Source organism: Pedobacter sp. KACC 23697 (genome assembly GCF_045348445.1).
In the GTDB taxonomy this organism is placed as follows: domain Bacteria; phylum Bacteroidota; class Bacteroidia; order Sphingobacteriales; family Sphingobacteriaceae; genus Pedobacter.
Genome location: NZ_CP157485.1, coordinates 2,137,374 through 2,155,857, shown reverse-complemented (window position 1 = coordinate 2,155,857; position 18,484 = coordinate 2,137,374). Strand labels below are relative to the sequence as shown.

General features: G+C 39.5%; 15 protein-coding genes. 9 read left to right on the top strand and 6 right to left on the bottom strand.

What is annotated here, in order from left to right; translation table 11 throughout:
* Nucleotides 1-15: 15 nt before the first annotated feature.
* Nucleotides 16-756: a menaquinone biosynthetic enzyme MqnA/MqnD family protein gene (locus ABEG20_RS08355; protein ID WP_406826915.1), complete on the top strand. Its 741-nt coding sequence runs from the start codon at nucleotides 16-18 to the stop codon at nucleotides 754-756.
* Nucleotides 757-895: 139 nt separating this feature from the next.
* Here the strand turns inward: ABEG20_RS08355 and ABEG20_RS08350 are convergent, their stop codons facing one another.
* Entirely contained in the window at nucleotides 896-1,210 is a 315-nt protein-coding gene (locus ABEG20_RS08350) for an HPF/RaiA family ribosome-associated protein (RefSeq protein WP_293788193.1), read from the bottom strand.
* Nucleotides 1,211-1,604: 394 nt separating this feature from the next.
* On the opposite strand from ABEG20_RS08350, the gene mutS reads away from it, so the two are divergent.
* From mutS to ABEG20_RS08335, 3 genes are all read left to right on the top strand, one after another.
* A complete protein-coding gene (gene mutS, locus ABEG20_RS08345) occupies nucleotides 1,605-4,217 on the top strand; it encodes a DNA mismatch repair protein MutS (protein ID WP_406826914.1) in 2,613 nt (870 codons plus the stop codon).
* Nucleotides 4,218-4,292: 75 nt separating this feature from the next.
* A complete protein-coding gene (locus tag ABEG20_RS08340) occupies nucleotides 4,293-4,820 on the top strand; it encodes a C40 family peptidase (RefSeq protein WP_406826913.1) in 528 nt (175 codons plus the stop codon).
* Between the two features lie 203 nt (nucleotides 4,821-5,023).
* A complete protein-coding gene (locus tag ABEG20_RS08335) occupies nucleotides 5,024-5,503 on the top strand; it encodes a TlpA disulfide reductase family protein (protein ID WP_406826912.1) in 480 nt (159 codons plus the stop codon).
* Nucleotides 5,504-5,516: 13 nt separating this feature from the next.
* On the opposite strand, the gene ABEG20_RS08330 is transcribed toward ABEG20_RS08335, so the two are convergent.
* A complete protein-coding gene (locus ABEG20_RS08330; RefSeq protein ID WP_406826911.1) occupies nucleotides 5,517-6,704 on the bottom strand; it encodes a DUF1624 domain-containing protein in 1,188 nt (395 codons plus the stop codon).
* 288 nt (nucleotides 6,705-6,992) lie between these two features.
* Here ABEG20_RS08330 and ABEG20_RS08325 point away from each other — a divergent pair, with 288 nt between their 5' ends.
* From ABEG20_RS08325 to ABEG20_RS08315, 3 genes are all read left to right on the top strand, one after another.
* Complete coding sequence (locus ABEG20_RS08325) at nucleotides 6,993-8,417, top strand: glycoside hydrolase family 125 protein (RefSeq protein ID WP_406826910.1); 1,425 nt, start codon at nucleotides 6,993-6,995, stop codon at nucleotides 8,415-8,417.
* A gap of 251 nt (nucleotides 8,418-8,668) precedes the next feature.
* Nucleotides 8,669-9,865, top strand: a complete 1,197-nt coding sequence (locus tag ABEG20_RS08320; protein WP_406826909.1) for an ATP-binding protein — start codon at nucleotides 8,669-8,671, stop codon at nucleotides 9,863-9,865.
* Entirely contained in the window at nucleotides 9,849-10,040 is a 192-nt protein-coding gene (locus ABEG20_RS08315) for a hypothetical protein (protein WP_406826908.1), read from the top strand. The genes ABEG20_RS08320 and ABEG20_RS08315 overlap by 17 nt, the downstream gene beginning before the upstream one ends.
* 290 nt (nucleotides 10,041-10,330) lie before the next feature.
* Here ABEG20_RS08315 and ABEG20_RS08310 read toward each other — a convergent pair whose 3' ends face one another.
* Nucleotides 10,331-12,598, bottom strand: coding sequence for a glycosyl hydrolase family 95 catalytic domain-containing protein (locus ABEG20_RS08310; protein ID WP_406826907.1), 2,268 nt, complete (start codon nucleotides 12,596-12,598; stop codon nucleotides 10,331-10,333).
* 222 nt (nucleotides 12,599-12,820) lie between these two features.
* On the opposite strand from ABEG20_RS08310, the gene ABEG20_RS08305 reads away from it, so the two are divergent.
* Nucleotides 12,821-14,968, top strand: coding sequence for a GH92 family glycosyl hydrolase (locus ABEG20_RS08305; protein WP_406826906.1), 2,148 nt, complete (start codon nucleotides 12,821-12,823; stop codon nucleotides 14,966-14,968).
* 91 nt (nucleotides 14,969-15,059) lie between these two features.
* Here the strand turns inward: ABEG20_RS08305 and ABEG20_RS08300 are convergent, their stop codons facing one another.
* Nucleotides 15,060-15,932 carry an NmrA family NAD(P)-binding protein gene (locus tag ABEG20_RS08300; protein WP_406826905.1) on the bottom strand — a complete coding sequence of 291 codons (873 nt, stop codon included), beginning with the start codon at nucleotides 15,930-15,932 and terminating at the stop codon, nucleotides 15,060-15,062.
* A 100-nt stretch (nucleotides 15,933-16,032) separates the two neighbouring features.
* Nucleotides 16,033-16,836 (bottom strand): DUF6597 domain-containing transcriptional factor, encoded by an 804-nt coding sequence (locus ABEG20_RS08295; RefSeq protein ID WP_406826904.1) that lies wholly within the window; start codon nucleotides 16,834-16,836, stop codon nucleotides 16,033-16,035.
* A gap of 228 nt (nucleotides 16,837-17,064) precedes the next feature.
* On the opposite strand from ABEG20_RS08295, the gene ABEG20_RS08290 reads away from it, so the two are divergent.
* Complete coding sequence (locus ABEG20_RS08290; protein WP_406826903.1) at nucleotides 17,065-17,718, top strand: hypothetical protein; 654 nt, start codon at nucleotides 17,065-17,067, stop codon at nucleotides 17,716-17,718.
* Between the two features lie 7 nt (nucleotides 17,719-17,725).
* Here the strand turns inward: ABEG20_RS08290 and ABEG20_RS08285 are convergent, their stop codons facing one another.
* Entirely contained in the window at nucleotides 17,726-18,472 is a 747-nt protein-coding gene (locus ABEG20_RS08285) for a metallophosphoesterase (RefSeq protein WP_406826902.1), read from the bottom strand.
* Nucleotides 18,473-18,484: the final 12 nt, after the last annotated feature.

Here is an 18,484-nt window from a genome sequence, read left to right as displayed (position 1 = left end):
GCAAAATATAACACCTTGAATAAGATTAAAATATCGGCTGTTGCTTATACCAACACTAAAGCTTTTATATACGGATTAGAACATTCGGACCTAATCAATAAAATTGATTTAAGTTTAGATATCCCTTCAGATTGTGCAGCCAAAGTAATTAATGGTCAGGCTGATATTGGTTTAATGCCTGTAGCAGCAATTCCATTGGTTCCAAATGCAAACATCGTAGCAGATTACTGTATCGGCAGCGATGGTGGTGTAAATTCGGTATTCATTTTTAGTGAAGTTCCGGCAGCGGAAATTAAAACGGTAAGGCTGGATGCCCATTCGCGCACCTCTAATAATTTGGCCAAAGTGTTACTGAAGTTCTACTGGAAAAAAGAAGTGGAGTTTACTACCGATCCAACAGCACAAACAGATGCTTTTGTTTTGATTGGCGATAGAACTTTTGGTAAAAAAGATGATTTCGCTTATGCCTATGATATGGGTGAGGAATGGAAAAACTTTACCGGTTTGCCTTTTATGTACGCAGCCTGGGTGGCCAACAAAGAAATACCGCAGGAATTTAAAGACGAATTTAATGCTGCATTAAAATCTGGTTTAGATCATCGGAAGGAAGTATTAGCAGAACTGCCACCCGTAAGCAACTTCGATCTGGAAGATTACCTGTATCATAAATTACAATTTGAAGTTACGGAAGATAGAAAGAAAGCTTTGAAGCTGTTTTTAGAATATATAAAAGAATTAGACAAAGTTAGCATATAAAGAAAATCGTCATCTCGACTGTAATGAAGTGAAACGGAGAGATCTGTTATTAAGATTTCTCGACTGCGTTACACTCGGTTCGAAATGACGATTTTGTCTATTTATTCAACAAGCTATTTTTGAAACCTTTGAATATATTTTAATGTGCCTTCATTTTTCCAGCCACTTTTTCTAATGCGCTTTTCAATTTCGTTAATGCACCCGTAATGGCCAAATCGTAAGTATTACCAAGGTTAGTGACTGCAATTGGGTCTTTTCCGGTTATTCTAGCCTCCAACAAACATCTTTTGTCGTCCAGGCCATCTTTACTGCCATTCTCATCTGATAAATGAACTTCTAATCGTGTAATTAAATCGCTAAATCTACTTAGGCCTTCATTTAACTGGTTATTGATTTTTTCCTCGTATTCCTGGTGTATGGTTAAATTTTTGTCGGTATTCAGTTGGATCGTCATAATTATAATATTTAAGTTAAATTGATATAAACGTAACACACAACTGTAAGAAACGTTTTAAGAATAGTGGTTAACTGCTAAATTATATAAAGCTGTAAACTGTTAATGAAAGAGAACTATTATGCAAAGGGTTAAAACAGCCCTTGTACCTAAATCTGGTAGGAGCGAAAACGAGTGCAGCGAAGTAAAGTGCATAACAGGACTACACTAACCGAAATGCACGGAACCCTTTATTTCCAAATAGTGGTTTATTGTTTAAATTGTGATAACCGGTTAACGGTGATATTCTACGATTGACCGATTTAAACAACCAAATTTTTTTAACTTTTCAACAAAACAGCTGTAAAATGCTTATTCGTGTTATCTTTATGGCTTTTGTAAATTCATTTCAGTTTTGGCTAAAGACACAAATAAAGAAACCCCGTTAATGCAGCAATACAACGCAATTAAAGCGAAGTATCCGGGCGCACTTTTACTTTTTAGGGTTGGCGATTTTTATGAAACCTTTGGCGAAGATGCCATTAAAACGGCACAGATTTTAGGCATCGTATTAACCAGAAGAGGTACTGGCCCTAATGGCGGAGCCTTAGAACTGGCTGGTTTTCCACACCACTCTTTGGATAATTATTTATCGAAACTGGTAAGGGCAGGGCAGCGTGTGGCCATTTGCGATCAGCTGGAGGATCCTAAAACGACGAAAACCATTGTTAAACGCGGTGTAACAGAACTGGTTACGCCTGGTGTGGCTTATGGTGATAACATTGTAAACCAGAAATCGAACAATTTCCTGGCCTGCGTTTTCTTTGATAAAACACAGCTGGGTGTTTCATTTTTAGATATCTCAACAGGTGAATTCCTCATTGCACAGGGAAACAGCGATTATATCGATAAACTTTTACAGGGCTTTAAACCTACGGAGGTTATATTTCAGAAATCTAAAAGACAGGTTTTTACTGAAAATTTCGGTGATCGTTTTTACACTTTTGGCTTAGATGAATGGCCATTTACCACTGATTTTGGAAACGAAACCCTGATGAAACATTTTGAGGTTTCTTCGTTAAAAGGTTTCGGGGTAGAGCGTTTGCAAAGCGGAATTGTGGCCGCTGGTGTTATTTTACACTATTTAGGTGAAACTGAACACCGCAACCTGCAGCACATTACTTCGATTAGCCGTATAGAGGAAGACCGTTACATGTGGTTAGACCGTTTTACCATCCGTAACCTGGAGCTGGTAAATTCGCCTAACGATAATGCAGTCACCCTTTTTGATATTTTAGACCATACCTGTACCCCAATGGGTGCACGTTTGCTGCAAAAGTGGATTATTATGCCACTGAAAGAGCTGAAACCTATCCAGGAGCGCCTTGGGATGGTGGAGTACTTTGTAAAACATGTGGAATTACAAGGGGAATTTCTGAGTAATATTAAGCAGATCGGCGATTTAGAACGCCTGATTTCCAAAGTGGGCCTGCAACGGGTTGGACCAAGGGAACTGGTGGCTTTAAAACGTGCACTTTATCATATTGAAGCCGTTAAAAAACTGGCAGCCGATTCTAAAAACCCATTCCTGATTAAAATAGCGGATCAGTTAAATCCGTGTCTGGCCATTCGCGACAGGATTGAGCGTGAGTTGCAGGCCGAACCACCAGCATTGCTGATCAAAGGGAATGTGATTGCCGATGGAGTTGACGAAGATTTAGACCGTTTGCGTAAAATTGCTTTTGGTGGTAAAGATTACCTGGTTCAGATTCAGAAGCGTGAAGCAGAGGCAACGGGCATTCCATCGTTAAAAATTGCCTTTAACAATGTTTTTGGTTACTATTTAGAAGTTACCCACACTCATAAAGATAAAGTACCTGAAGGCTGGATCCGTAAACAAACACTCGTAAATGCCGAGCGTTATATTACACCTGAACTAAAAGAATACGAAGATCAGATTCTAGGTGCGGAAGAGAAAATACAGGCCATTGAAATCCGTTTGTACAACGAACTGATGTACGAAACGGCCAGTTATATAAAACCCATCCAACTTGATTCGTATTTAATTGCTCAGCTTGATTGTTTATTGTGTTTTGCACAATTAGCAGCTAAAAACCATTACAACAAGCCTAAAGTTACGGAAAATAAAGTGCTTGATATTAAAGGTGGCCGTCACCCGGTAATAGAAAAGCAATTGCCAGTTGGCACAGAATATATTACCAACGATGTCTATCTCGATACCGATAGCCAGCAGATTATCATGATTACCGGTCCCAACATGGCAGGTAAATCGGCCATTTTAAGGCAAACCGCATTGATTGTGCTGATGGCACAAATGGGTTCTTTCGTTCCGGCAAAAGATGCTGAGGTAGGGATTGTGGACAAGATTTTTACCCGTGTAGGTGCATCAGATAATATTTCTTCAGGAGAAAGTACATTCATGGTAGAAATGAATGAAACCGCAAGTATTCTGAACAATATCTCTGATGATAGTTTGATCTTGCTCGATGAAATTGGTCGCGGAACGAGTACGTACGATGGTATTTCGATCGCCTGGGCCATTGCCGAATTTTTACATCAGCACCCAACAGCGCGACCAAAAACTTTATTTGCTACACACTACCATGAGCTAAACGAACTGGCCAATACCATGCCACGGATTAAAAACTTTAATGTATCGGTAAAAGAGATGACCAATAAGGTAATTTTCTTACGGAAACTGGTGCCTGGAGGCAGCGAACACAGTTTTGGAATACATGTAGCGAAAATGGCTGGTATGCCAACAAAATTAATAGGCCGTGCAAACGAGATCCTGAAAAAACTGGAAATAGACCGTACAGAAGGACAAAGTATTAAAGACAGTATCAAAAAAGTACAGAACCAGGCTTACCAGTTACAAATGTTTGCTATTGATGATCCAATTTTGGTAAAAATTCGTGATACGCTTAATAATTTGGATGTAAATGCGTTAACACCTGTAGAAGCTTTGTTAAAATTGGATGAAATACAACGATTGATTAAGAATTAGGGAAGGTGTGGGGTGTGAGGTTTAAGGCGTCAGGTCTTAGTCTTCCAATACCCCAATGCCATTAATATTGATACAATGGAAATAACCTTAAACCACTCACTTGATAACTTAGACCTCAAAAAAAATGTTTTTTATTTAATAGCGCTTATGCTATTCCTGTCATCCTGCGGAACAAGAAAATATACCGTTAAAAGTGATACGAAGGCTGCAAAAGCGGCTGATGCAATGGCCAGTTTACAAAGCAAACCGCTTTATCGTTTCATAACCGATTGGACAGGAGTGAGGTACCGCTTTGGCGGATTGGACAAAAACGGCATCGATTGTTCTGGTTTTGCATTTTTATTGGAGAAAGAAATATATGGGGTTACGCTTCCGCGAATTTCCCGGGAGCAGGCGAATGTGGTGAAGCATAAAAATATTGATAAACTGAAGGAAGGTGACCTGGTGTTTTTTTCCTTCGGCGGAAATGATGTAGATCATGTTGGCGTATACCTCAATAATGGTTTTTTCGTGCATGCAAGCACAACCAGGGGCGTAATTGTAGATGATTTAACATTACCGGCTTATCAAAAGGTTTTGGTTAAATCGGGATCGGTGAATTAAATCCAATCGTCATTTCGACTGAAGTGCAACGAAATGGAGAAATCTTTAATATAGATTCTCCTTGTCCGACTTATTTGGAAATCATACCTTGTTAAGGCTTATTGATTTCGTTAAGATTCCCGCCTGCTCGGGAATGACGAATGCTGTTTAGGGTGACGATTCTAATCAATAAAACAAACTTTAACATTTTTCATTATCCATTTATGCGCATAATCTTCATCATCTGCCTATCTTTAATTACTTATTCTGTTGAGGCACAAGTGAAATTGCTGACTTTGAATGATTTGGACAAACGTATAACCGATGGAAAAGATACTACCTACGTCATTAACTTTTGGGCTACCTGGTGTTCGCCATGCGTAGCCGAGCTGCCGAATTTTGAGAAATTACGGTTAGCCAACTTAAACAAACCGGTAAAGGTAATTTTGGTGAGCCTGGATTTTAAATCAAAATTGCAAAAGGCAGTTATTCCATTTGTACAGCACAACAACATCAGTGCTGAAGTGTTTCTTTTAAACGAACCAGATCAGCAAGAATATATAAAACGTATCGACAAAAAATGGTCTGGCGCTATTCCTGCTACTTTATTTATCAATAATAAAGCAAGGCATTTTTATGAGAAAGCGTTTACAGAGCGTGAACTTCATGTTGCTTTCTTAAACCTTGATAGATTCATCCATTAAATTGGAAAAAAGACTAAACATACCTTAACCACCACTGTTGGTGGTTTTCTTTATATTTCTTAAACCATTGGCAGGGCAAATACAACGTTGCTACCGCACCAAACCATATTAAATAAACAATAGGTAAACCAAAGCCAAATGTAGCTGGCCTAAACCAGAACGGAATTTGTACAATATCTCTGCTTGTATACCCTGTGGCAAAAAATACAACTACAAGTAGGGTATGAAGCAGGTAAAAATGTATTACGTAGTAAAAAAAAGGCACTGCACCATATACGGCAGTTACCCTGGTAAACCAGTTACTCAGGTTTTCGGTTAAAGCCAAAAACAACATGGCCGGACCTAAAGTCATGGTCGTATATTGTAATGAGGGTGGGTATTTGCTTACATTGAAAAAAGCCAATAAATTCTTGAACAGGTCGTGATATTCTTTTCTCGGTACAGGATCGCCATATACATTGATCAACCTTAAAGCAATGAAAAGTAAAATGGTCAATGATCCAACAATTAATAAATTACGCTTTCTAAGTTCTTGAGCATAGCCTTTTTTATACCATGCACCAATCCCATAACCTAAAAACATGATGCCCGTCCAGGGTAGGATGGCATAAAAAATACCAACCAAATGATTGCCGGACAGTGGGACAACCGTTCCGGAAGCCGTGAAGAATATCTTTAAAATCAATCCCGCGGTTGGATGCTGTGGTGCAGGGAATAAATTGAAAACATTATGGCCAAAAACCAGTATTAACCCAATAATCAATACCATTTGATAAGAAATACGACTGGCGAGCGCTAAAAAGATCATGCTCCAGCCAATGGCCCAGATGACCTGAAGAATAATGAAATTGTATTGCATATTAAAAGTTAAGCCAGGTGTTATAATTGCGATTTCGATAAATATAAGCCAGAATCCACGTTTAAATAAAAAAGCACCAGCTTGCGCGGGCGTTTTATGCTGTGCAGATAAATAAGCCGATAAACCCGATAAAAAAACGAAGATTGGTGCACAGAAATGGGTAATCCACCGGGTAAAAAATAACATCCCTGTAGTGGTTTCAGGATTTAGCGGATCGTCCGTCATGGCACTAATATGAAAGAAATCCCTGGTATGATCCAGCGCCATAATGATCATCACTAAACCGCGAAGAATATCAACAGATAAAATGCGTTTAGACAGGGTAATGTTATCAGCATCCATAAAAATTAGGTTTGGTTATTTAAATATACGTTTTCAGCATTATTTTTACAGACATACTTGATTATCTTAGGACATCAGATGGTGATCTGAATATATTTCGATATACTGTATAGGAAAATCGATTTAGGAATAGTGTAATTGACCATTATGATTTTGATGTTCGAAAAATTATCATAATATTTGTTAAGGACTAACCGAATAATGGGCTACTATTACCACTTATATGAATTGATAATAGCATGCGTTCTGTTCTGTAAAAATTAAACCAAAATATCATAATACATCATAATGAAAAGAAGAACATTTATACAAAACACAGGCTTGTTAGGGGCAGGAGTTGTTGCATCGAAATTTTCTTTTGCCGCTGATCTGTTACCAGAATTTCCTGTGGTACGTGTAGCTGCTGCGAAAAGACATTTTCAAAGTAAGGCAGTAGACACAGCCATTAAAACTTTCCAGGCGAATGTTAAAAATCCTGAATTGGCCTGGCTGTTTGAAAACTGTTTCCCAAATACTTTAGATACAACTGTTTATCATAGCGAAAAAGACGGCAGACCTGATACTTATGTAATTACCGGCGATATTGATGCCATGTGGTTACGCGATAGTTCAGCCCAGGTTTGGCCTTACCTGCAATTTGTAAATGAAGATGAGCCACTAAAAAAACTCATTGCAGGGGTAATTATCCACCAAACCAAATGTATTTTAAAAGATCCTTATGCCAATGCTTTTTATGGCGATGCCAATAAAGTGGGCGAGTGGAAAACCGATAAAACCGCTATGCAGCCGGGTGTACACGAGCGCAAGTGGGAAATCGATTCCTTGTGTTACCCAATTCGCCTGGCTTATCACTATTGGAAAAAAACAGGCGATAAAACACCATTCGATGCCAATTGGAAAAAGGGAATTGAAGCTACTTTAAAAACTTTTAAAGAGCAGCAACGCAAAATGGATAAGGGACCATATCATTTCCAGCGGGAAACCACACAACCTACCGATTCGTTGCCGATGGCGGGCTTCGGTTTTCCTGTAAACCCGGTAGGTTTAATCTGTTCGGCATTTCGTCCAAGTGATGATGCGACCATTTTTCCTTTTCTGGTTCCATCTAACTTTTTTGCCGTATCCAGCTTAAAGCAGGCAGCAGAGATGATTAAAGCCCTAAACAGCGACAAAACCCTGGAAAGCAACTTATTAAATCTTGCTGATGAAGTAAATACCGCACTTCAGAAGCATGCTGTTGTAAACCATCCGAAATATGGTAAAATTTACGCTTTCGAAGTGGATGGTTTTGGCAGTTCGTATTTAATGGACGATTCGAACGTGCCAAGTTTATTGGGGTTGCCTTATTTGGGTGCGATGAAAATTGAAGATCCGATTTATCAGAACACCAGGAAATTTGCGCTTTCTAAAGATAATCCTTACTTCTTTAAAGGTACAGCGGCAGAAGGTATCGGTGGACCACATGCCGGGCAGGACATGATTTGGCCAATGAGTATTACCATGCGTGCATTAACTTCTAAAGATGATGCAGAGATTAAATATTGTATAGATACCTTGCGTAAAACGCACGCTGGAAAAGGTTTTATGCACGAATCTTTTAATAAAGATAACCCTGCCAACTTTACCAGGGCCTGGTTTGCCTGGTCTAACACCTTATTTGGGGAGTTGCTTTGGAAAACTTACCATGAAAAACCAGCCTTGTTAAAAGCATAAACATTTTAGAACTGCATGGCTGTACCGCATATACCTGGTTTAAATCAGGTAGGTATACTCATGCAGTTTTTGATTTTTAAATAAAAATTCCGTTACAGCTGATTGCATCATCCATTCTGTTTTCGTTGTACCGATCACTCAAAATGTGCTTAAATATGACGATCTGTGTAAAATAACTGCCAACTTCATTAAGTCTTGTTTTTTGAGAACTGAAATTTAACTAAATTGCTGAAAATTTATTTATTTAAGTCTTGCAAAAAGCCCAACACAACATCCAGGCTGATATTGAAGCGATTAAAAACATCCCGGCAGTATCCCATATTTTAGAAATTGTTTGTCGTACAACAGGCATGGGGTTTGCCGCAGTTGCCCGCGTAACATCTGATGCATGGATAGCCTGTGCGGTTCGCGATGAGATAAACTTTGGCTTAGTGCCCGGCGGTGAACTTCAACTCGAAACGACTATTTGCAACGAAATCAGACAGCATCGACAGCCCGTTATTATCGATCATGTCGCCAATGATCCTGATTTCGCAGGTCACCATACACCTTTGATATATGGTTTTCAAAGTTATATTTCCATGCCGATTTTTCTTAAAAACGGCGATTTTTTCGGGACGCTTTGTGCCATAGATCCCAAGCCTGCCAAACTCAAAAACCCGGCCATTACTGGTATGTTTACCATGTTTGCCGAGCTGATTGCGTCTCATCTGGACGCTTTGGATCAGGTGGCCGAAGCAGAACAGGAACTTAAGAAAGAGCAGGAAATAGCGATCGTGCGCGATCAGTTTATTGCTATACTTGGACACGATTTAAAAAATCCCCTGAATGCCATATCAAGCAGTGCACAGCTTTTATCACGCCTGACTTTGGACGAGAAAGGAGGTCGTCTGGCAAAAATCATTAAAGACGCTTCTTTCCGGATGAACGGTTTAATCGATAATATACTTGATTTTGCCAGCGGCAGGCTGGGAGATGGCATTTCTATTAACCGCAACAGCGACGAAGATCATGAACGTATGCTAACTGAGGTGATTGAAGAACTGCAAGCCATTTGGCCTTCCAGAAAAATTAAAGCCTCCTTTGCTATGGCGCAACCGATCCATGCTGATGGAAAACGACTGGCGCAACTTTTCTCCAACCTGCTTGCAAATGCACTTAATTATTCGCCTGTTGATTCTATTGTAGAGGTAAATGCTACCAGTGCCGGAGGTGACTTTACTTTGTGCGTAATTAATTCGGGTAAACAAATACCTGCAGGGGCAATGGAACGCCTGTTTCAGCCATTTTCGCGTGGAGAGGTTGAACCGAACCAGAAAGGCCTGGGTTTGGGCCTGTATATCGCCTCGGAAATTGCACGTGCTCACCAGGGCACCCTTAAGGTAACTTCAGATGCAGAAAAAACATGCTTCACTTTACACTTTCAGAATAATGTTGCTCAGCGATAAACTTCCTACTTCCATACTTTTAGAATTAAAAGTTGGCGACGAAATCAGCAATGATCAAGGACTTAGCGGTATCATCGAAAAGATGGAGATCAGCGAAACTGACGAGTTTTTAATGTTCCTTTTTGTATTGCCGAAGGGTGAAATTGAAGTCAGAAAGCTTAAACAGGTTTGTTAGCTTTATCTTCCTGATCATACTGGGTTGTGGTACGATAATCTATTTTGCAATTAATTTAACAATTTAGGGCTAAAGATTTTTCGGCTCCGTTGCGATTGGCATAATACAGTAGTAAGATCGTCCTCTCGACCGAAGCAACGCGAAGTGGAGAGATCTTAAGACTAAATTATTGAAATCAGATTTAAAAGATTTCTCTCCACCTGTACGGGCAAGCAATGCGGTTGGAAGGGCGATAATTTTATACTACGCTCATTGTTACCATGTTCATTCCTGATGATTAATACTATAAACTATCCTTCAAAAAGATAAACTTTTCCAACCTGCGTTTTAAAACTGTATTTAAAATCATTTCCTGATTTTTCTTCTGCAATGCCTTTAATTTTTTTAAGCGCATTCGGACTTCTCACAATACACTCTTCGCCAGACAACGATTTGATGGATAATTTCTCAATTTTACCATCTTTCCATTGTAGGTTAGTGATTTCGAAATTACCACGCGCCTTTAAACCCTGAATGCTTCCAGCAGCCCATTGATCGGGCAAGGCGGGTAAAAGTTGCAATTCTCCGGCCTGGCTTTGCAGCAGCATTTCTGAAACACCGGCTGTATAGCCAAAGTTTCCATCAATTTGAAAGGGTGGATGTGCGCAGAATAGATTGGTATAAATACCACCGCCTTTGTTATAATCTGTACCTGAGCCACCAACTGGTGTGAGAAAATTTTGTAAGATTTTATAAGCGTGATTACCATCCTGTAAACGTGCCCAGAAATTCATTTTCCAGGCCATCGACCAGCCCGTTGACTCATCGCCACGTGCAGTTAAGGTTACCCTGGCCGCCTTTGCCAGTTCTGGTGTTTTAATGGTGCTGATTTCCCTGCCAGGATGTAAACCAAAGAGATGTGAAATATGCCTGTGCTGGTCGGTAGGGTCATCGCGATCGGTTTCCCATTCCTGCAACTGACCCCATTTTCCAATTTTGGGTTTTAATAAATGTGCTTTTAAATCGGCAATATGTTTTTTGTAATCAGCATCAATACCTAAAACTTCAGCAGCTTCAATATAATTGGTAAACAGGTCAAATACAATTTGTTGATCGTGCGTTACCCCATCTTCGGTTGGTCCATGTTCCGGCGACCAGCCCAATGGAGATACCAATGTTCCATCCGGTCTTCTTTTTAAATGGTCATCCCAAAACTCAGCGATTTCTTTTATAATCGGGTAAGCGAAATTCTTCAGGTAATTTTTGTTTTTTGTAAAGACATAATGCTCCCAAAGTGCTTGTGCGTACCAGGCACTTCCAGGGGTGTTCCATAGAAAACTCATGCCTCCAAAAATATTGTTTTCTGTTTTTACCGTCCAGCCCCTGGTATTGGGGTATTGTTTGCGGGTATGCATTGCGCTCACTTCACGCATACTGTTAATGTAATCCAGGTATGGGATCACGCACTCCGAAAGATTGGTTGGTTCAGCCAGCCAGTAATTCATCTGGATGTTGATGTTAGAGTGGTAATCGCTGCCCCAGGGCGGATTATTACTTTCGTTCCAAAGACCTTGCAGATTGGCCGGTAAACCGCCAGGCCTTGACGAGCTGATCAACAGATATCGCCCATATTGGAAAATTAAGGCTTCAAGGGCGGGGTCAGCTACTTTTTTGTAATTGATCAGCCTTTTATAGGTTGGCAGATTTTGCGTATCAGCATTGCTTGTTCCAAGATTTATCGATAGGCGGTTATATAAATTACTGTAATCCTGAAGATGTCTTTTTAAAAGTTGGTCATAATTTTTGGTTTTAACCGCATTTAAAATACGTTCAATTTTAGGTGCCGGCTCTTCGCCCTTCCAGTTTTGCGCGCGTTTATTAAGGTAATTGGTCGCTGCAGTAAAAATAAGGGTAACGGCATCAGCGTTCGTTATTTTTAATCTCGTGCCATTACCTTCTCTTATCGACTCAAGTCTTCCATTTTTTATCTTAACTACAGCCGTAGCCTGATAGGTCATGCCGTTCGGTAGTTTACCCGTAATCTGAATGGTATTTCCGCTGGCGTTTATTATGCCATCATGTGCATCTTTTAAGCCAATAACTGCCGAGTAAGCTTTTTTCCGGTTGGCTGTAAAACGCAACACCATCACTTTATCCGGAAAACTGCAAAAATACTCACGCTTGAACTGTGTGCCTGCTTGGGTATAATTAATAGTGTGTACCGCCTTAGTGATATCTAGTTTGCGGCTATAGTCGGTAAATTGCTGGTCTTTATGATTGAAATCGATAAACAAATCACCAAAAGCCTGATACGTTCCCCTGTCATTTTCATCGCCTGTCCACAATGTATTATCATTAAACTGAATGTGCTCCTCAGCAACACCACCAAAAATCATCCCGCCTATGCGGCCATTGCCAATAGGATAAGCTTCCGTCATCCATTGCTGTGCAGGTTTATTATCCCACATCGTGAAAGCTTGATTTTCTTTGTTTTGAGCCTGAAGCTGGTTAACGAAGCAGAAGAGCAGTAAGTACGATAATACGGTGCAAACCATGTTTTGCCTGTAATGTAAAAACATGTTGATTATTTGATTAGTGTGTAAGCCAAAGATATATAAAATAGCATAGGCGCGTATAGATGCTCAGTCCGTAATCCATCCCGATATTTGGCAAATGATTCAACGATTTAAGCATTCAGTATCAAAAACTACTTGAATTTTATTGGTAACTATTATGATATTTTATTAACCGGATTAATAGATTTTATATATTTGACATAAAGCTAAAACGTTTTATCTAAAATGAAGTTACTAACCAAATCATTAAGCATCCTCACCATATTAATTGCTGCGACGCTGAGTCTATCTCAAGCACAAACCAAATTTACGCCATATGTAAATACCTTTATTGGCACTGCCCCCTTAACTGATCCTAAAATTTTAGGGTATGCCTTACCTGAAGGCTGGCGATCGTGGGCGGGTTTAACGTTTCCGGGTAGTTCGCTGCCGAATGCGATGGTGCAGTTAAGTCCGATTACCGAATTTGGATCTGGCGCGGGCTACGAGTACGAAGACGATACCATTTATGGTTTCGCGCACACTAATAAAGGGCACTGGAACCTGTGCAATATTCCTGTTTTACCACTATCCAACCCGAACGGTAAATTCGGATCAAAGTTCTCGCATAGAAAAGAAAGTGCGGCACCGGGCTTTTATCAGGTTTATCTGGATGATTACCAGGTAAATGTTAGGCTTACTTCAACGTTAAGATGTGGTTTCCACGAATACACTTACAAAGATAATACCGACAAGCAAATCCTGTTCAGCATGGGTAAAGCCAACAGTGGTGTTAATACGTGGAATATCGCGCAAGATGGTCCATCAGCCATACAAGGGTTTCAAGGTGGCGAAAACGTCTATTTTTATGCCGTAGTAAACGGAAAGATAGATCGGCTTGATATCACGGAGGCAGGCAAACGCTCCGGTTATGCCATCGTTCACCTCGCTGATGGGGGTAAAGGACCTGTAGAACTTAAAATCGGCTTATCGTTTGTCAGCATGGCCAATGCGAAAGAAAACCTGGCCAAAGAAATTGGTGATAAAACCTTTATGCAGGTCCGCCAGGAGGCTACTGATCAATGGGAGGCACTTTTATCTCATATTCAGGTGAAGGGTGGAACGGAAAAGCAAAAACAAATGTTGTATTCTTGCCTGTACAGGTCTTTTTTATGGCCGGCCCTGCGCAGTGATGTCAACGGTGAGTTCAGAGATGCAAAACGCAACATAATAAAGGGAACTTTTAATTATTATACGGAGCCATCACTTTGGGATACTTACCGCAATAAGGATGTGCTTTTAGGTCTGATTACGCCTAAAGTAACTTTGGATGTGATTAAATCAATGAAAGATGTGGGCGATAAGACGGGTTTTATACCCACATTTTTCCATGGCGACCACGGTGCCTCTTCTATTGCAGGCGCTTATTTGAGGGGAATCGATGATTTTGATATTAAAGCTACTTACCAGATTTTATTGCGTAATGCCAATGTAGATGGTGGCGCCCGCCCATTTGTAAAGGAATATATAGAGAAAGGATACATTTCGGACCCTGATATTAAAAATCCGCATGTAGAAACCAAAGCAAAGGCTGGAGTGTCAAAAACGCTGGAGTATGCATATGATGATTATTCGCTGGCGCAGATCGCTAAAAAACTGGGCGATAGCAGTAATTATCATAAGCTGATGGCCCGATCTAAAAATTATAAAAACATGTTCGATCCGGATACGCGGTTTATGAGGGGAAGATTAGAAAATGGCGATTGGATCAAACCTTTTAACCCGCAATATCCTTACTACGAATATATGTACAGAGAAGCCAATGCCTGGCAGGTTTCGTTTTATGCTCCCCATGATATGAAAGGTTTAATTGAGCTGTATGGTGGTGCAAAAGGCTTTGAATCCAAGTTAGATTCCTTGTTTACTGTGCCCTGGAATCCGAAATATATAGCAAGGAATGTTGAAACCATGATTGGGCAATATTGTCAGGGTAACCAGCCCGACCATGAAGCGCCATTTGCTTATACCTTTATTGGTAAACCAGAGAAATCCCAAAAGATTATCGATAAGATCTTAAATGAACTATATGGTATTGGGGATGATGGTTTGGCACTCTCGGGAATGGATGATGCCGGCGAAATGTCGGCCTGGTATGTATTCAGCGCGTTGGGTTTGTATCCGTTTTCAGCAACCGATCCGAGTTATATTATTACCGCTCCACTTTTTGACGAAATAAAATGGAAAACCAGTAACGGGAAATTGTTAACGATTACCAAACCGGGTAAGGGCAGGGGGATTAACCAGATTAAAGTAAATGGAAAAGTAAGCAATGGATATTTCATCTCGCATGATCTGTTTAAAAATGGCGGAAAGGTAGAAATTGCCACTAAATAAACTTTGAGGCACCACTAAGGTCGGTAAATAAACGGACCTTAGCGGTTAATTTTCCCTTTAGCTGTGAAGTACTGTTTTAACCTATCAATATTTATTTTTTAAAAAAAACCTGATGGTCCAAAACGAATTGTTCAATTGTGCGTGGCTGCCTGTTTAATATCCGATGTAAATCATCCGTAACTAAAGCCTTCTCACCCCTGGCTTGAGCAGCATCATAAGCACAAAATGTTTCGATTAAGGCATAGGGCATTACCTTACACTCCATCTCCTTCCTTGATTCCTCGATGGAAATTGGAACATAACTAACCTTTTCTTGTATCACATTACTGATACATTGTGCAAGCTCGCTATAATTTACTGCTTTGCCACCGGTAATAAAATAAGTCTTATTTTGGTGCTTCTCTGGTTTTGTCAAACATATATAGGCAGCTTCGATAATATCTCTTCTATCAACATATGCCCTTTTTCCATCCCCTGTTGATTCGTAGAATATGCGTTGTTTTTTTACACTATTTGCAATTTCACCCAGCCAGTTCTGCATCATTCCGTTTGACCGGAGAATGGTATATGGTATCTTGCTTTTTTTTAGAAATTCTTCAACTATGCCGTGCGTACGTGGAATAAAGTAGGGAGAATTTAGATCTGCTTCACCTGATGATAATTTTACTATATAACTTACGCCAGCCTCTTTTGCCACCCTGATTACATTGATCTGTTCGGTGCTGCAGTCCGGTCCGGTACCAGAGAGCAGAAATACGGCGCCACCTTTCGATAAAACAGGTTGCAACGCTTCCGGCTCGGACATGTCTGCACGTTTCCATTGTACAAACGGCAGAGGTATGGCTTTTTTCAGGTCTCTTGTTATTGCCGTTACCGGCAGTTTGGCTTCAGATAAAAGTGCGATCAGGCCGGTTCCTATTTTACCTGTAGCACCAAAAACGGTTATTGGACGTATTCCATTCATTTTGATAAATTTTAAGACAAAACTATCGCTAATGAAAGTGGAGAAATTGTATAAAACCGACAGATAGCAGGTTTAACTTAAAATAATATGAGCAGTGGGGTTAAACTTTCCAATTAGGGTAATTGGCAATCTGCTCATGGGCCTTTAGGATAAATTCCCGTGGGGCAGACCCTGTAAATTGCCTGAAATCGCGAATGTAATGAGACTGATCAAAATAATTACTTTCGTATGCCAGCTGACATAAACTGTTTGATTTTTTTCTACGCAAAATATCCAATGCATTTTGAAACCGGCTGATGCGGAAAAAAAATTTTGGAGACACACCTATATGCGTTTTAACCATACGCTCTAATGAACGCCCGGATAAACTTAATTCTGAATAAAGATTACTTAACGAAAAATCTGGTCCGGCCGTTTTTATTTTGCTGATGATGTATGACATCTTCGACTGTGAAGCATCAGCATTTTTGATAGACAGTTTTAGCAAAAACGCTGATAACAATGCAATTTTCTGATCTATGGAATCTGCTTCCATTAGTCTATCTGTCAGGTTATTGGCTACAATATCATTTAAGGCTGCAAAACTGTTTGTGAGTTCTGATGCATGAAGGCCAAAAACAGCCTTTAAGGCGTGCGGGTAAAAGTGGACAATCAGGTTGCTATAATTACCAGTCGCTATATTTTCTGCATGTGAGGTAGTTAATCCATGCAAATACAAGCTGGGGAAGGTGGTTCCGCTACAATTTGTAAAAGCATCAGTTCGTTGCTGAAAGATGAGGCCAGGGCAACCATCTGCAATGATTTTAAATGTTTCTGGAACAGATTGGTTAACAGAATTTTGTAGGATAATAAAACATTTTACCAAATGTTTTAAACTAGCAGCTGGTTCAATTTTGTTTATCATACATGAGCCAAGGTATCGGTGAAGATATAAATGCAAAATTAAATTAAAAATATAACTGATTTTGTCATATTTGGTTTTCTTTCCGCATTTGTAATGCCTGATATGCTGATTTAATCAAGGTTAGCCTGCAATAAAAAAATAAAAGGCGATGCAACCTCATGCTAAACCTTATCGTCTTTACCTAAATTCATCATTAACAATTCATTCATAACACTGACCATTTTAAACATGAAAAAATCTATCTACCTTTTTATTCTAGCTATTTGCGTTCTGGCAAGTTCTTGCACCATGATGGTTAAAGGTTTCGCGAAACTTTTGGTTAAAAATTATAATGATTATACCAGTACCCATATCTCTGACATACAAATTGTAGATCCGAAGGGAAAGCTTCAGACATTTGGCGATTTGTACAATGGAAAAACAGTTTATCTGTATATTTGGAAGGATAAAAAACTATCTGCCCAGCAAGAAAAATCTTACCTGTTGCTGAAGGAACGTTTTGCCAAGTACCCTGATGTTGCTTTTGCTAAACTTTATATTGGCTCAGATAGTGTATTAAATTCGTACAGGTTAATGAATAATAACTCATCAGCTGAGTTTAGGGATATTTTGAAAATTAGTGATCCGGCACCATTCATTATCGGGAAGGATGGTGCGATATTATCTTACAAAGGACCGAAACCGGAAGACAAAATTATAGTCGACTATGTGATTTGCCAGGCCATGAAGGGCGAAGATGGAACCAAATCTGCCAAAAGATTCATTAGGGGAGTAAACGGGAATAGCCAGTTTAAATCTGATAAATTGGTTGAATGGTATACCAAGCACTTTGGAGAGGCGCCTTCAAATAAACTTTCTATGTCTTTATCTTCAACAAACTAAATTTGTTTTAAATCTCAATGATTAAATCTTTATCATATCCATTGTACTTCTCGTTTATATAACCATGTGGATTGCATATAATTTCAGTTCTGCCGATGTGGTATCTCACAGGTGTATGAATATGACCATGAATCCAATAATCAGGCTGATATTTTAGGATGATGTCTTCCAAATCCGAAGCGTAAGCCGAAGATATCGGATCATTTTTGTGTTCATCAGGTATCGATTTTATACTTGGAGCATGATGAGTGATTACAATATTTTTATACCCAACAGATTCTTGCAGGCTTTGCTGTAGCCATAGTTTTGATGTTTGGTGGATTTTATAGGTATCTATACTCCTGAGCTTTGAATAGGAAGGGGTTTTGCGGATTTGTCTGTAATCGTTCATCTTTGCCTGACAAATTATACCATACTCTACCGGGCTGCCAAAGAGAGAAAAGTCGGTCCATAAAGTGGCACCATGAAATCTGACATTTCCAAATTCTAATCTTTTGTTTTCGAGAACGATTATATTAGAATTAAGTGATGCTTCAAAGATTTTGTCAAGAGTTTTAGGATACGAGCCTTTATAATATTCGTGATTCCCCAATAAATAGATTACGGGTTTTTCTTTCATGTTTTCCTTTATCCATTTAATGCCCTTTGTACCGAGGTTTGTATCACTAGCTAAAATCACCATATCAGCATTGCTAAAGTCTAAATCGGAAATACCAAATTCCTGATGCAGGTCGCTGATGATCTTTACTTTCATTTATTCGTGTAA

Bases quoted from the DNA above. Each gene is read 5' to 3' on its own strand.
- ABEG20_RS08350 (WP_293788193.1), bottom strand. From the start codon at position 1,210: ATGACGATCCAACTGAATACCGACAAAAATTTAACCATACACCAGGAA.
- ABEG20_RS08340 (WP_406826913.1), top strand. From the start codon at position 4,293: ATGGAAATAACCTTAAACCACTCACTTGATAACTTAGACCTCAAAAAA.
- ABEG20_RS08335 (WP_406826912.1), top strand. From the start codon at position 5,024: ATGCGCATAATCTTCATCATCTGCCTATCTTTAATTACTTATTCTGTT.
- ABEG20_RS08330 (WP_406826911.1), bottom strand. From the start codon at position 6,704: ATGGATGCTGATAACATTACCCTGTCTAAACGCATTTTATCTGTTGAT.
- ABEG20_RS08325 (WP_406826910.1), top strand. From the start codon at position 6,993: ATGAAAAGAAGAACATTTATACAAAACACAGGCTTGTTAGGGGCAGGA.
- ABEG20_RS08315 (WP_406826908.1), top strand. From the start codon at position 9,849: ATGTTGCTCAGCGATAAACTTCCTACTTCCATACTTTTAGAATTAAAA.
- ABEG20_RS08310 (WP_406826907.1), bottom strand. From the start codon at position 12,598: ATGTTTTTACATTACAGGCAAAACATGGTTTGCACCGTATTATCGTAC.
- ABEG20_RS08305 (WP_406826906.1), top strand. From the start codon at position 12,821: ATGAAGTTACTAACCAAATCATTAAGCATCCTCACCATATTAATTGCT.
- ABEG20_RS08300 (WP_406826905.1), bottom strand. From the start codon at position 15,932: ATGAATGGAATACGTCCAATAACCGTTTTTGGTGCTACAGGTAAAATA.
- ABEG20_RS08295 (WP_406826904.1), bottom strand. From the start codon at position 16,836: ATGATAAACAAAATTGAACCAGCTGCTAGTTTAAAACATTTGGTAAAA.
- ABEG20_RS08290 (WP_406826903.1), top strand. From the start codon at position 17,065: ATGAAAAAATCTATCTACCTTTTTATTCTAGCTATTTGCGTTCTGGCA.
- ABEG20_RS08285 (WP_406826902.1), bottom strand. From the start codon at position 18,472: ATGAAAGTAAAGATCATCAGCGACCTGCATCAGGAATTTGGTATTTCC.